Consider the following 13,231-nt stretch of genomic DNA (forward strand, 5'->3'; position numbering starts at 1 on the left):
GCCCATGCCCTACGCCGGACGCACTCTTCCCGTGCCCGCACCCGTGGGCGCCGTACCGCGCCCACGGGGCGGGGCGACGCCCGCCGGCCGGATCGCGATCATCTCCGCGAGCGTCGGCGCGGGGCACGACGGCGCCGCCGCCGAACTCGCCCGCCGCCTCGACGCGGACGGCTTCACCGTCGACCGGCACGACCTGCTGGACCTGCTGCCCGCCCGGCTCGGCCGCGCCGTCCAGGAGGGCTACCACCGGATGCTCGTCCGGGCGCCCTGGGCCTACCAGCGGATCTACGCCGGCACCGAGCGCGCCGGTGGCGGCGGCCCGGCGGCACGGGCGCTGCTGCGCTCCGCCGAGGACCGGGTGCTGCGCGCCCTGGCCCCGGGGACCGGCGCGGTCGTCTCCACCTATCCCGGGGCCAGCCGGGTGCTGGGCAACCTGCGCCGGTCCGGGCGGCTGACCGCACCGGTCCTCACCTACCTGACCGACTTCTCGGTGCATCCGCTGTGGGTGGCGGACGGGGTCGACGTCCACCTCGCGGCCCACGCCGTGCCCGCCGCCCAGGCACGGGCCGCCGGAGCGGCGGACGTACGGGTGTGCGGGCCGGTCACCGACCCGCGGTTCCGGCCCTGCGGCCGAGCGGAACGCGACCGCGCCCGGGCCCGGTTCGGGCTGCCGCCGCACGCCCCGCTCGCGCTGCTGGTCGCCGGGTCCTGGGGCGTCGGCCCGGTCCGGAAGGTGGCCCGGGAGGTGCGCGACTGCGGCGCCGCCGTACCGGTCGTCGTGTGCGGACGCAACGAGGCCCTGGCCGAGCAGCTGCGCGCCGACGGCATCGAGCACGTCCACGGCTGGGTGGACGACATGCCCGGCCTCATGCACGCCGCCGACGTCCTGGTGCAGAACGCCGGCGGGCTCACCTCCCTGGAGGCCTTCGCCGCGGGCCTGCCCGTCGCCAGTTACCGCTGCATACCCGGCCACGGCCTGACCAACGCCGCCGCCCTGGACGAAGCGGGCGCGGCCGTCTGGATCCGCGAGCCGGCCGACCTCAAGGCCGTCCTGCGCGACCTGATCGACGGCCCGCGCGGCACGCTCCAGCGCGAGACGGGCCTCGCCCTGTTCGCCGGGGCTCCGGACGAGGGCCCGGCGGCCGAGATTGCGCGCGTGCACCGGGCCGGGCCGCCGCAGCCGGGCCACCGTCCCGCCGCCCGGCGGCGCCCCGCCCCGCGGCGGCTCGCCACGACCGTCGCCGTCGCGTGCGCGGTGTGGGCGTGCGCCGTCGGCACGGGAGCCGCGACGGCGTACGACGGTCCGCGCCTCGCCCGCACCATCGGCCACGGCCTCGACCTGGACGACCTCGCCCCGCATCACGGGCCCCGCCCGGAAGGCCACCACTCGTGACCACCGCCCGCACCCTGCGCACCACCGCCCTGCCCGGGCCGACCACCGCCCGCACCCTGCGCACAGCGGCCCTGACCGCCCTGCCCGGGCCGGCCGCCGCCCGCGCCCTGCGCACCGCCGCCCTGACCGCCCTGCCGGTGCTGGCCGCCGCCCACGCCGCCCCCGTCGTCTCGACGTTCGGGCCGCTGCGCAACCGCGCCCTGCCCCGCCTGTCCGGCCGAGGCCGCCCGGACCACATCGCCCTGACCTTCGACGACGGCCCCGACCCCGCCGCCACCCCGCACTTCCTGAGGCTGCTGGCCGAGCGCGGGGTGCACGCCACCTTCTTCCTGCTCGGTACGCAGGCCCACCGCTCCCCCGGTCTGGTCCGCGAGATCGCCGACGCCGGCCACGAGATCGGCGTCCACGGCTGGCTGCACCGCCCGCTGCTGCTGCGCGGCCCGCGGGCCACCCACGACGACTTCGCCCGCGCCCGTGACACGGTCGCCGCGATCACCGGGCGACGGCCCACGCTGTTCCGGCCGCCGTACGGCGTCATGTCGACCGCCGCGCATCTGGCGGCCCGCCGACTCGGCCTCACGCCGGTGCTGTGGACCTGCTGGGGCGAGGACTGGACGGCCCGGGCCACACCCGAGTCCGTCCACCGCACCGTCACCCGCGACCTCGACGGCGGCGGAACCATCCTGCTCCACGACTCCGACTGCACCTCCGCCCCGGGCGCCTGGCACTCGGCCCTCGGCGCCCTGCCCCGCATCCTCGACACCTGCGCGGAACGGGGCCTGGAGGTGGGCCGGCTGGGTGACCACGGATGGCCTTCGGCGCCGTAGCATCCCGGCACGGGCCCGCCGGCTGCGCCCCCGCCACCCGGTGATTCACCCCGTTACCGCGCCCGATCTACCGGCTTCGGCGTCGTTGATCCGCATGGTTCACCGAAGGCCGCCCGCGTGGTCGACGTGCACAGCGACACCGGCACCCCGGCGGTACCGGATGCGGCTGCGCAACGCCTCCGACGACATCCACCCGCTCCACCTGCACCGGCACACCTTCGAGCTCACGCACATCGCCGGCACCCCCACCCGCGGCCTGCGCAAGGACGTCGTCATGCTCGGCGGATACCAGACCCTCGCCTTCGACTTCACCGCCGACCAGCCGGGGCTGTCCCTGTTCCACTGCCACCAGCAGCTCCACATGGACTACGGGTTCATGATCCTGCTGCGCTGCTCCTGACGTCCCGCCGTCCGGCGCCGTACGGGACCGGCGCCGTACAAGCCCGGCGCAGCACAGGCCCGGCTCGGGCCGCACCCGGCCCGCGATCCCTCCCGTGCGACCCAGCCGTTGGGAACCGGCCGCGGCAGGTCTATCGTCGGAATTCTCAGGCCAGGACGAGGAGGACGGCCGGTGATGCCGCAGGACGAGGCCGTGGTCGGCTGCATGGGCAAGGTGCTCATCGGGACGCGGGGTTCCGCGGGCCCCGGTGAGGTCCTGGTGCGGGTTCGAGGTGGCTCCGAGACCTTCCTGGCGTGGTCCGAGGATCCCCTGCCCGCGGGCGCCACGGTGCTCGTGATCGAATCGCGGGGATGCCGCGAGGTCGGTGTCATCGAGTGGGTGGATCCATTGGACGCGCTCGGCGGAGAGGCCGCCGGCGCAGGCTGAGGAGTACAAGCATGTTCGGATACCGCGTTCCCGCTCCCGACGAGGCGATGTTGATCTCGGGGGGCCGGCGGGGACTGGGGGGCGCGCCGTTCCGAGTGGTGACGGGCCACGGAAAGTTCGTCCTCCCCGTCTTCCGCAAGGTCCGCTTCCTCACCCTCTCCATGTGTGAGGCCGAGGTCACCGAGACCTGTGTGACCAAGCAGGGCATCTCGCTGCACGTCCGCGCCGTCATCGCCTTCAAGGTCGGCAACGACCACGAGAGCATCATCAACGCCGGCCAGCGCTTCCTGTCCGACCAGGAGCAGATGTCGGTGCTCACCGGCCGGATCTTCGCCGGCCACCTGCGGGCGATCATCGGCTCGATGACGGTCGAGGAGATCGTCACCGAGCGGCAGAAGCTCGCCGCCGAGGTCCTGGACACGTCCAAGACGGAGATGGCGAAGATCGGCCTGATCGTCGACTCGCTGCAGATCCAGTCGATCGACGACGGCGACACCGGCTACATCGACGCCATGTCCGCCCCGCACAAGGCGGCCATCCAGCGGCAGGCCCAGATCGCCCAGGCCCAGGCCACCCAGGCCGCGGTCGAGGCGGAGCAGGAGGCGGCCCGCAAGCAGGCCGAGTACGCCCGGCAGACCGCCATCGTCAAGGCCGAGTACTCGGCCGAGGTGGACCGCGCCCAGGCGCAGGCCGCGCAGGCCGGACCGCTCGCCCAGGCACACGCCCAGCAGGAGGTGCTCGCCGCGCAGACCGAACTGGCCGAGCGGCAGGCGAAGTTGCGTCAGCAGCAGCTGGTCGCCGAGGTCGTCAAGCCCGCCGAGGCCGAGGCCGAGCGGGTCAGGATCCTCGCCGCCGCCGAGGCCCAGCGCATGAAGATCCAGGCGGAGGCCGCGGCCTCCTACGACCGGGTCGCGCTGGACCGGATGCTCATCGACCAGCTCCCGCAGATCGTGAAGGAGGCCGCCGGCGGCCTGTCCGGCGCCAACGTCAACGTCCTGAACGGCGCGGACGGCCTCGGCGAGATCGCGGCCGGGCTGGTGTCCCAGGGTCTGACGATCCTCGACTCGGTCCGGCAGGGCCTGGGCCAGGACAAGGACGGCCAGGGCCCGAGGGGTGACGTCAACGGCCTGCTCCAGCTGCACTCCGGCAAGGACCGGAAGTCGGACGACGGGCCGGTGGACATGGACTAGTGGACCCGGACCAGCGGACCTGGACCAGCTGTCCGGCTCCGCGACCGTGAAGTGGCGGTCGGGGCTGGGGCGTTCGAGTTCGTCCAGGACCGCCACCGCCGGGCCTCGGCGCCGAGATCGGGAGCGTGTTCACGGCGGCTCTGCCCGGCCTCGGCACCGGCCGTTCCTCGCTCGGGCTGCCGCCGGGGCCCTCGCCTTCGCCGGGGGCGTGGGCAACATGCCGGCGATCGTCGTCGGCGGCGGCCGTCCGCGGGGCGGCGCGGTCAGGCCGGCTGGAGCCGGTCCGCGAGGCCCGCGGCCTCGAACGCCTTCCGCACGTCCTCGCGGCCCTCGGTGAAGTGCGCCCAGCTGTCGCAGTGGGCCGGGACCACCCGGCGGGCGGAGAGCAGCCGGGCGGCGGCGGCCGCCCCCTCGCCGTCGAGGACGAGGAGGGCGCCGTCGAGGATGCCCGGGATGCGGGGCGCCCCGGCGAACAGCACCGCGGTGTCCACCGGGCCGAACCGGTCGGCGACCTCCTTCACCAGCTCCAGGGAGGCGTTGTCGCCGCTGACGTAGACGGTGGGCAGGTCGGCGGAGGTGAGGACGAATCCGATGACCTCGCCGATGACCGCGTCGGCGCCGTCGGGGCCGTGCAGGGCGGGCGCGGCGGTGACGGTGAGGGTGCCGCCGTCGGGCCGCGCGAGCTCGACCGACTGCCAGGGGGCGAGGCCCTGCGCGGTGCCGCCGAGGCGGGTGGCGCCGCCGCCCGTGGTGAGGGTGCGCGGTACGTCGGCGAGCAGGGCCCGGCCGGAGTGGTCGAGGTTGTCGGGGTGCTCGTCGTGGGAAAGCAGGACGACGTCGACGGGCCCGAGGTCGGCCCGGGGCAGGCGGGGCGGGGCGGTCTTGGTGAGGAACCGGCCGCCGCCGCGCGGGTAGTCGCCCGGGGTGTCGAAGGTGGGGTCGGTCAGGAGGCGGAGGCCGCCGTACTCGATGAGGACGGTCGGGCCACCGAGTACGCGCACGGGAATCGGCTCGGCAGGAGCGGTCATGGCGGATCCTCACGGTTGGTTCGAGTTCTGTCCGTGAGAAGAAGCTAGCGTGATCTCACGGATGAAGGCAAGCCGTACCATGAGTCATGTGAAGGGAACCCTGACCGACGACCTGGGTCTGCCCCCCGCGCCGGGTGCGGAGCAGCACGCCGCGCTCGACCTCGCCAACAGCGCGGTCACCCTGCCCGGCGGCCAGTACAGCGACCTGCTCGCCACTCCCGGGGCCGCGAACCTGTGGCTCACCGCGCACGGGCTCGCGCCCGCCGACGCCGGGCTGCGCGAGACCTGCGCGGCCCAGCTGCGCTCCCTGCGCGAGCATCTCCGGTCGCTGATCGCCGCCCGGGTCGAGGGGCACACACCTCCGGCCGGGGCCCTGAACGCCGTCAACGACGCGCTGACCCGCGCCCCCGCGGCGGCGCTGCTGCACTGGTCCCCGGAGCGGGGCCCGTACCGTGCGGCGACCCACCCCACCACCCAGATCCTCGAGCACGCCCTGGCCGCGCTCGCCGCGGACGCCGCCGACCTGCTCACCGGCGCCGACGCCGACCGCCTCACCGCCTGCGGCTCGCCCCCCTGCAACCGCTACCTGCTCCGCCACGGCCGCCGCCACTGGTGCTCCACCCGCTGCGGCGACCGCGCCCGCGCGGCCCGCGCCTACGCCCGCCGGACGGGGCGCGCCGAGGAGAACACCCGGGGGGACGCCGAGGAGAACTGAGCGGAAACCGGCCGGAGACCCGCGCCCCGCGCCGCCGTACCGCACCCCCGGCCGACCCTACGTATTGTAGGTTCCCAACCGCAGACCATCGCGGAGCCGTTCATTCGTCTGTTCATCGGGGGATCCATGCAGGACACGGAAGTGGAGGCCGCCGGTGAGGTCTGTGTGCGCAGTCTGGCGCCGACGCTGACCCTGCTGGCCGTCAGCCTTCTCGTCGCCGCCGTCGGCGTGTACGAGCTGTGCGGGTTCGGGCTGCACAGCCTCGACCGGCGGCCGCATCTGTTCAGTGACGGGCTCGCGACCGGCGGGGTGATCGTCGCCGCGGTCGCGGCCGGCGCGGCGGTGGGCAACCTCGGCTGGCATCTGATGGCGGCCCGGCGCGGCAGGGGAAGGGCCGGGTAAGAGGCTCGGCACGACCGGGGCCGGGTAAGAGCGGTTGTCGGTACGCTCCTGTCCCGGAAGACCGACCGACCGGACTACCCTACAAGCTGTAGGGTCAGGGTGGCCCCGACCGGGGTCGACCCGTCCCCCTCCCCTCAAGGTGACCAGTCACCATGCCCGCTCAGCAGCAGACCCTGCTCTCCTCACAGGTCCCCGCACAGCGTGGCACGCGTCGCGTGCCGCAGCTGCCCGTGCCCGGCCCCCGCCTGCGCGCGCGGGCGGCCTCGGCCACCGTGTGGTACCTGCGGCTGATCGCCGTGTTCAACATCATCGCGGTCATGTCGCTGCCGTTCCGCAAAGAGGTGCAGGAACACAACGACGGCAAGCTCTTCACCGCCCGCCACGTGCACGCGCACACCCACCACGCCGGCCAGTTCTTCACCCCGTACCTGGCCACCGCGGGCCTGGCCTCGGCCGCGGCGGCGATCTTCCTGGCACTGGTGATGCGGCGCGGGAAGCGGGCCGCATGGGTGGTCAACCTGCTGTGCGCGGGCCCCCTGTTCGTGCTGTACGTCCTCGCGCTCACCCAGCACCCGTTCCGCGACCACGCCTTCAACTGGGTCTCCACCGCCCTCACCGGCCTCTTCGTGGCCGCGCTGCTGGTCGGCCGCCGCGAGTTCAACGCCATCGGCGACCCCTCCAACCCCAAGCTCGCGCTGGCCGTCGGCGCCGGCGGCATCCTGGTGACCGGCGGTCTCGGCACGCTGCTCGTGCACGCCACCAACAAGCTGACCGGCGCCACCTGGTACGACGAGCTCGCCTACACCCTGCTGCGCGGCATCAGCGTCGGCCCGCTCGCCGACCGGGTCGACTCCGTGCACGCGCCCCGCTGGGCCGACATCATCGTCAACATCCTGCTCGCCGCGGCCTTCCTCCTGGTCCTGTACGCCTGCTTCCGCTCCCCGCGCGGCCGCCGACGGCTCACCGAGGACGACGAGACCCGCCTGCGGGCCCTGCTGGACAAGCACGGCGCCCGGGACTCCCTCGGCTACTTCGCGCTGCGCCGCGACAAGGCCGCGATCTTCTCCCCCACCGGCAAGGCGGCCGTCACCTACCGCGTCGTCGGCGCCGTCTCCCTCGCCTCCGGTGACCCCATCGGCGACCCCGAGGCCTGGCCCGGCGCCATCGACGCCTGGCTTACCGAGGCCCGCCGGCACGCCTGGACCCCGGCCGTCATGGGCGCGAGCGAGGAGGCCGGCACGATCTACGCCCGGCACGGCCTGGACGCCCTCGAACTCGGCGACGAGGCGATCGTCGACATCGCCGACTTCACCCTGGAGGGCCGCGCCATGCGCGTGGTCCGCCAGGCCCACAACCGGGTCAAGCGGGCCGGCTACACCGTCCGCATCCGCCGCCACGAGGACATCCCCGCCGACGAGATGGCCCTGCTCGTCGACCGCGCCGACCGCTGGCGCGACGGCGCCACCGAGCGCGGCTTCTCCATGGCCCTCGGCCGCCTCGGCGACCCGGCGGACGGCCGCTGCGTGATGCTGGAGTGCCGCGACGCGAACGACGAGCCGCGCGCCCTGCTCAGCTTCGTGCCCTGGGGCGAGCACGGCCTCTCGCTGGACCTGATGCGGCGCGACCGCGACTGCGAGAACGGCCTGATGGAGTACATGGTCGTGGAACTCCTGCTGCGCGCCAAGGAGCTGGACATCCAGCGGGTGTCACTGAACTTCGCGATGTTCCGCTCGGTCTTCGAACGCGGCGCACGGCTCGGCGCGGGCCCCGTCCTGCGCCTGTGGCGCTCCACCCTCACCTTCTTCTCACGCTGGTGGCAGATCGAGTCCCTCTACCGCGCCAACGCCAAGTACCGTCCGGTGTGGGAACCGCGCTTCCTGCTGTTCGCCAAGAGCAGTGACATCCCGAGGATCGGCCTGGCGAGCGCCCGTGCGGAGGGCTTCCTGGAGCTGCCGGGGACGGGCGGTCGCAAGGCTTAGCCCCTGCCGGAACCATTGCCGGCCCGGAGGACGGGCGGGGTGACGGAGCCGGCGGCGGAGCCGGGGTCGTAGGGCCCGGCGTCGCTTCCGGTCCACGCGGGGTCGTACGCGCAGGGCACTCCGGCGCCGCCCGAGAAGTACTGCCGGTCCGCGTACCAGTCGAAGGACATCCACTCGTCCCCGCCGTCCCGCTGGGCGTGGAGCTCCGCGTCCTCGCCCTTCCCGCCCGCCCGGTACGACGAGATCTGCCAGCCCTCGTCCGTCAGCCGCTGGTGCAGCCGGCGCAGACCGGGCAGGGCCTGGCTCGCGGGCACATGGTCCAGCGCCCACGAGTGATACAGGCGGTAGGCGCCGTCGACGGTCTTGTCCTCCAGCCCCAGCGGGCCTCCGTCGTAGCAGTAGTCGGCGCTGAAGGTGTCCTCCGTGCCGGCACCATCGGGTTCGGCTCCCGGCCGCACGGGCCGGGTGAACCCCATGACGTCGTACGCCTCCTGGGAGTACCGGAAGGCCCGGCCGGCCATCTCCTGGGACCCGACCCTGGGGTAGTCGGTCGAGCCCCAGGAGTTGTGGACAAGCAGGCCGACGATGACGAGCACGACGGCGAGCGCGAGGCCGCCGCACCCGAGGCAGCCGAGAGCGAGGGAACGGCCCCCGGAACCGGCGGGGTCGGGGTCAGGGCTCGGCGTGGTGGTCTCCTCGGACATACGAGGACGCTAAGGCGCCGGAACGGCCCCACGGATGCGCGCGCCTACCCGATGGGGCTAGGTACCCGTACTCAGCCGGCCTTGCCGCACCGCACCGGCACCAGCACCCGCACCAGCACCAGCACCAGCACCAGCACCAGCACCAGCACCCGCAAAGCTCCCCGCGGCGCTCAGCCGCCCACCGTGAAGCCGATCACCGCGCCGCCGCCCTCGCGCCGGAAGGCGAACGGTGCTCCGCCGTGGGCCATGGCGACCTCGCGGACGATGGACAGACCCAGGCCCGAACCCGGCAGGGAGCGCGCGTCGGCGGCGCGGTAGAAGCGGTCGAAGATGCGGATGAGGTCGCCCTCGGCGATCCCGGGCCCCCGGTCCAGGACCTCCACCCGCACGGTCCCGGACCGCGCGGGACCGGTGATGTCGACCTCGATCGGCGCCTTCCCGTCCCGGTCGAACTTGGCCGCGTTCTCCACCAGGTTCGACATGGCCCGCTGCAGCATCCCGGGCCGCCCGTCGGTGGTCGTGTCGCCGCTCGTGCGCAGGACGATCTCGCGGCCGGTACGGCGCTTGGCGAGACCCACGACCTCCTCGGCGATGTCGGCGAGGTCCACCCGCTGCGGCGGCTCGGTGTCGGACTGCCCCGCCGCGAGGTCGACCAGCTCGTTGACGAGGTCGGTCAGCTCCCGCGCCTCCTGGGCGAGGTCGGCGACCAGTTCCTCCCGCATGGCGGGGGAGAGCTCGTCGATGCGGCGCAGCAGGGAGATGTTCGTGCGCAGGGACGTCAGCGGGGTGCGCAGCTCGTGCCCGGCGTCCTGCACCAGGCGCCGCTGGTCCTCCTCCGACTGCGCCAGGCGGCCCAGCATCCGGTCGAAGGCGCGGCCCAGCCGGCCCACCTCGTCCAGCCCGGCCACCGGCACCTCGATGCCCAGCTGCCGGGTGCGGGCCACGTCCTCCGCGGCGGAGGTGAGCACCACCAGGCGCCGGGTGATCCGGCGGGCCAGCCACCACCCGAACAGACCGGCCGCCACCACGACCGCCGCCATCAGGATCAGCGTGCGCTGCTGCAGCGTCCGCAGCAGGTCCTCGGTGTCGCTGAACTCCTGCGCGACCTGCACCGCGCCCCGCCCGTCGCCGAGCGAGACGGTCGCGATGCGGTACACATCCCCGTCCACCGGCACGTCCTTGTGCTGGACGACCTTCCCGGCCGTCGTCGCCAGCGCCATGGCCTTGTCACGGGAGGTGACGGGCAGGCTGGGGTTGCCGTGGTCCACGATCTGGCCCTGCGCGCCGAGCACCTGCACATCGGTGCGGGCGGGCCGGACCAGGTCGTGCCCGGGGCGGGAGGAGGAGAAGTCCTCGGGGACCATCTCGTGCTGCCGTACCTCGTCCCGCACGTCCTGCACGACCTGGCTGAACACCGACTGCTGGTCGACCCGCACGAGCCGCGCCGCGCTGCCGTACGACAGGATGCCGACGAGGATCGTGACGGCGGCGGTGACCGCCGCGAAGGAGACGGCGAAGGTGGTGCGCAGGGAGACCAGCTTGGGCCGGCCGGGGGCCAGCAGCCGCCGCAGGCGGCCCACCTAGTCCTCCCGGAGCACGTAACCCACGCCCCGCACGGTGTGGATCAGCTGCGGGGCGCCGGGCTCGTCGAGCTTGCGGCGCAGGTAGCCGACGTACACGGCGAGGTTCTTCGAGCCGGGCCCGAAGTCGTAGCCCCAGATCCGGTCGTAGATCGTGGAGTGGTCGAGCACGATGCCCGCGTTGCGCACGAGCAGTTCCAGCAGCTCGAACTCGGTGCGCGTCAGCTCCAGCTCGCGCTTGCCGCGCCAGGCCCGGCGGGCCTGCAGGTCCATGCGGATGCCGGCGGCCTCGATCTGCCGGTCGGAGAGCTGGGGTTCCCGGCCGGCGGTCTCGCCGCCACCGGCGCCGCTGCCGGCCGGCACCGGGCTGGTGCGGCGCAGCAGGGCGCGCAGCCGGGCGAAGACCTCCTCGACGTCGAACGGCTTGACCACGTAGTCGTCGGCGCCGGCGTCCAGGCCCGCGATGCGGTCGGCGGTCTCCACGAGGGCGGTGAGCATGAGGATCGGGGTGCGGTCGCCCTCGGCGCGCAGCACCCGGCAGACCTGCAGGCCGTCGATCCCCGGCATCATCACGTCGAGCACGAGGACGTCCGGCGGCGTCTTGTGGGCCTGTGCCAGCGCCTCGACGCCGTCGGCGACCGCCGTCACCTCGTACCCTTCCAGGGTCAGGGCACGCTCCAGGGCATGACGGATGGCACGGTCGTCTTCAGCGAGCAGCACAGTCTGGGGCACGCACCCAGTTTGCCAAGGCCTGGGGCGGTTCGGTCGGGGCGGGTGGACCTACGATCACCCTTTTTACCCCTCTCTCACCGTCACACGGGCAACCCGGCCCCGCCGCCCTACCGTCTTCTCACCTTGCCCGAGCGCCGAGCCTGGCGAGCTGCTCCTCGAACGGTACGACCAGCGGCTCGGCCGCCCGCTCCGGCGCGGCCGCCCGCGACCCCGCCATCAGGCCGGCCAGCTCCTGCGCCGCCCGCTCGATCCGACCGGCGAGCCCTTCCTCGCCCCAGTCCTCCGACGCCGCGTACACACCCGTGGGGGCGACGACGGCCCGAAGGTGGGCGAACAGCGGGCGCAGGGCGTGCTCCAGCACCAGCGAGTGCCGGGCGGTGCCCCCGGTGGCCGCGATCAGCACCGGCTTGCCCACCAGGGCCTCCTTGTCCAGCACGTCGAAGAACGACTTGAACAGCCCGCTGTACGACGCCGAGAACACCGGTGTGACGACGATCAGGCCGTCGGCCCCCGCCACCGCGTCCTGCGCGGCGGCGAGGCCCTTCCCGGGAAACCCGTTGGTGAAGTTGTGCGCGATCTCGACGGCGAGGTCCCGCAGCTCGACCACCTCCACGGCCGCCTCCGTCCGCCGCGCCACCGCGGCGGCGAGCCGGTCGCCCAGCAGCCGGGTGGAGGACGGGACGCCCAGTCCCGCGGACACGACGACGACCCTCATGCCGCGGCCACCTCCGACGAGCTTCATGCCGCGGCCACCTCCTCGGACGCCTTCAGGGAAGCGTGGGTCGGCGCCTCGGGCACGTCCGCCGGACGGCCGTTCGCGAACTCCTCGCGCAGCACGGGCACGACCTCCTCGCCGAGCATGTCGATCTGCTCCAGCACGGTCTTCAGCGGCAGCCCGGCGTGGTCCACCAGGAACAGCTGGCGCTGGTAGTCACCGGCGTAACCGCGGAAGGACAGCGTCTTCTCGATGACCTGCTCCGGGGTGCCGACGGTCAGCGGGGTCTGGTCGGTGAAGTCCTCCAGGGAGGGCCCGTGGCCGTAGACCGGCGCGTTGTCGAAGTACGGCCGGAACTCGCGCACCGCGTCCTGCGAGTTCTTCCGCATGAACACCTGGCCGCCGAGGCCGACGATCGCCTGCTCGGGCGCGCCGTGCCCGTAGTGGGCGAACCGCGTCCGGTACAGCTCGACCATCCGCCTGGTGTGGTCGGCCGGCCAGAAGATGTTGTTGTGGAAGAAGCCGTCCCCGTAGTAGGCCGCCTGCTCGGCGATCTCGGGCGAGCGGATGGAACCGTGCCAGACGAAGGGCGGTACGCCGTCCAGCGGGCGCGGGGTGGAGGTGAAGCCCTGCAGCGGGGTGCGGAACTTCCCCTCCCAGTCCACGACGTCCTCGCGCCACAGCCGGCGCAGCAGGGCGTAGTTCTCGATGGCGAGGTTGATGCCCTGCCGGATGTCCTGGCCGAACCAGGGGTAGACCGGCCCGGTGTTGCCGCGGCCCAGCATCAGGTCCACGCGCCCGTCGGCCAGGTGCTGGAGCATCGCGAAGTCCTCCGCGATCTTCACCGGGTCGTTGGTGGTGATCAGGGTGGTGGAGGTGGAGAGGATCAGCTTCTCCGTGCGCGCCGCGATGTAGCCGAGCATGGTCGTCGGGGACGACGGCACGAACGGCGGGTTGTGGTGCTCGCCGGTGGCGAAGACGTCCAGGCCGACCTCCTCGGCCTTGAGCGCGACGGCGACCATGGCCTTGATCCGCTCGCGCTCGGTCGGCGCGCGCCCCGTGGTGGGGTCCGGCGTGACGTCGCCGACCGTGAAGATCCCGAACTGCATGCTCGCTCACCCTCCAGGTTGTTTATGGTTC

General features: G+C 73.6%; 14 protein-coding genes. 8 read left to right on the top strand and 6 right to left on the bottom strand.

The annotated features are described in order from the left end of the window. Nucleotides 1-4: 4 nt before the first annotated feature. The 5 genes from ABB07_RS16770 to ABB07_RS16790 all read left to right on the top strand — a co-directional run bounded on the left by ABB07_RS16770 (nucleotide 5) and on the right by ABB07_RS16790 (nucleotide 4,236). Entirely contained in the window at nucleotides 5-1,393 is a 1,389-nt protein-coding gene (locus ABB07_RS16770; protein ID WP_208899457.1) for a glycosyltransferase, read from the top strand. Further along, nucleotides 1,390-2,220 (top strand): polysaccharide deacetylase family protein, encoded by an 831-nt coding sequence (locus ABB07_RS16775; RefSeq protein WP_425264728.1) that lies wholly within the window; start codon nucleotides 1,390-1,392, stop codon nucleotides 2,218-2,220. The genes ABB07_RS16770 and ABB07_RS16775 overlap by 4 nt, the downstream gene beginning before the upstream one ends. A 160-nt stretch (nucleotides 2,221-2,380) precedes the next feature. Next, the gene (locus ABB07_RS16780; RefSeq protein ID WP_208899458.1) at nucleotides 2,381-2,620 is read left to right on the top strand and encodes a multicopper oxidase domain-containing protein; all 240 of its coding nucleotides are present in this window, start codon (nucleotides 2,381-2,383) and stop codon (nucleotides 2,618-2,620) included. Nucleotides 2,621-2,794: 174 nt separating this feature from the next. Beyond that, a complete protein-coding gene (locus ABB07_RS16785) occupies nucleotides 2,795-3,046 on the top strand; it encodes a hypothetical protein (RefSeq protein WP_208899459.1) in 252 nt (83 codons plus the stop codon). A gap of 11 nt (nucleotides 3,047-3,057) precedes the next feature. Further along, nucleotides 3,058-4,236, top strand: a complete 1,179-nt coding sequence (locus ABB07_RS16790) for an SPFH domain-containing protein (protein ID WP_208899460.1) — start codon at nucleotides 3,058-3,060, stop codon at nucleotides 4,234-4,236. Nucleotides 4,237-4,499: 263 nt separating this feature from the next. Here the strand turns inward: ABB07_RS16790 and ABB07_RS16795 are convergent, their stop codons facing one another. Beyond that, a complete protein-coding gene (locus ABB07_RS16795) occupies nucleotides 4,500-5,264 on the bottom strand; it encodes an MBL fold metallo-hydrolase (protein ID WP_208899461.1) in 765 nt (254 codons plus the stop codon). Nucleotides 5,265-5,343: 79 nt separating this feature from the next. Here ABB07_RS16795 and ABB07_RS16800 point away from each other — a divergent pair, with 79 nt between their 5' ends. The 3 genes from ABB07_RS16800 to ABB07_RS16810 all read left to right on the top strand — a co-directional run bounded on the left by ABB07_RS16800 (nucleotide 5,344) and on the right by ABB07_RS16810 (nucleotide 8,360). Next, complete coding sequence (locus tag ABB07_RS16800; protein WP_208899462.1) at nucleotides 5,344-5,979, top strand: CGNR zinc finger domain-containing protein; 636 nt, start codon at nucleotides 5,344-5,346, stop codon at nucleotides 5,977-5,979. A 126-nt stretch (nucleotides 5,980-6,105) separates the two neighbouring features. Continuing rightward, nucleotides 6,106-6,381, top strand: a complete 276-nt coding sequence (locus ABB07_RS16805) for a hypothetical protein (RefSeq protein WP_208899463.1) — start codon at nucleotides 6,106-6,108, stop codon at nucleotides 6,379-6,381. A gap of 152 nt (nucleotides 6,382-6,533) precedes the next feature. Next, a complete protein-coding gene (locus ABB07_RS16810; RefSeq protein ID WP_208899464.1) occupies nucleotides 6,534-8,360 on the top strand; it encodes a phosphatidylglycerol lysyltransferase domain-containing protein in 1,827 nt (608 codons plus the stop codon). Here ABB07_RS16810 and ABB07_RS16815 read toward each other — a convergent pair. The 5 genes from ABB07_RS16815 to ABB07_RS16835 all read right to left on the bottom strand — a co-directional run bounded on the left by ABB07_RS16815 (nucleotide 8,357) and on the right by ABB07_RS16835 (nucleotide 13,200). Next, entirely contained in the window at nucleotides 8,357-9,064 is a 708-nt protein-coding gene (locus tag ABB07_RS16815; RefSeq protein ID WP_208899465.1) for a hypothetical protein, read from the bottom strand. The genes ABB07_RS16810 and ABB07_RS16815 overlap by 4 nt on opposite strands. A 170-nt stretch (nucleotides 9,065-9,234) precedes the next feature. Continuing rightward, the gene (locus ABB07_RS16820) at nucleotides 9,235-10,644 is read right to left on the bottom strand and encodes a sensor histidine kinase (protein ID WP_208899466.1); all 1,410 of its coding nucleotides are present in this window, start codon (nucleotides 10,642-10,644) and stop codon (nucleotides 9,235-9,237) included. Further along, the gene (locus tag ABB07_RS16825; protein ID WP_279617427.1) at nucleotides 10,645-11,364 is read right to left on the bottom strand and encodes a response regulator transcription factor; all 720 of its coding nucleotides are present in this window, start codon (nucleotides 11,362-11,364) and stop codon (nucleotides 10,645-10,647) included. A 130-nt stretch (nucleotides 11,365-11,494) separates the two neighbouring features. Continuing rightward, a complete protein-coding gene (locus tag ABB07_RS16830) occupies nucleotides 11,495-12,091 on the bottom strand; it encodes a CE1759 family FMN reductase (protein ID WP_208903482.1) in 597 nt (198 codons plus the stop codon). Between the two features lie 23 nt (nucleotides 12,092-12,114). After that, nucleotides 12,115-13,200: an LLM class flavin-dependent oxidoreductase gene (locus ABB07_RS16835; RefSeq protein ID WP_208899468.1), complete on the bottom strand. Its 1,086-nt coding sequence runs from the start codon at nucleotides 13,198-13,200 to the stop codon at nucleotides 12,115-12,117. Nucleotides 13,201-13,231 lie beyond the last annotated feature (31 nt).

It is taken from the genome of Streptomyces incarnatus (assembly GCF_001027185.1).
In the GTDB taxonomy this organism is placed as follows: Bacteria; Actinomycetota; Actinomycetes; order Streptomycetales; family Streptomycetaceae; genus Streptomyces; species Streptomyces puniciscabiei.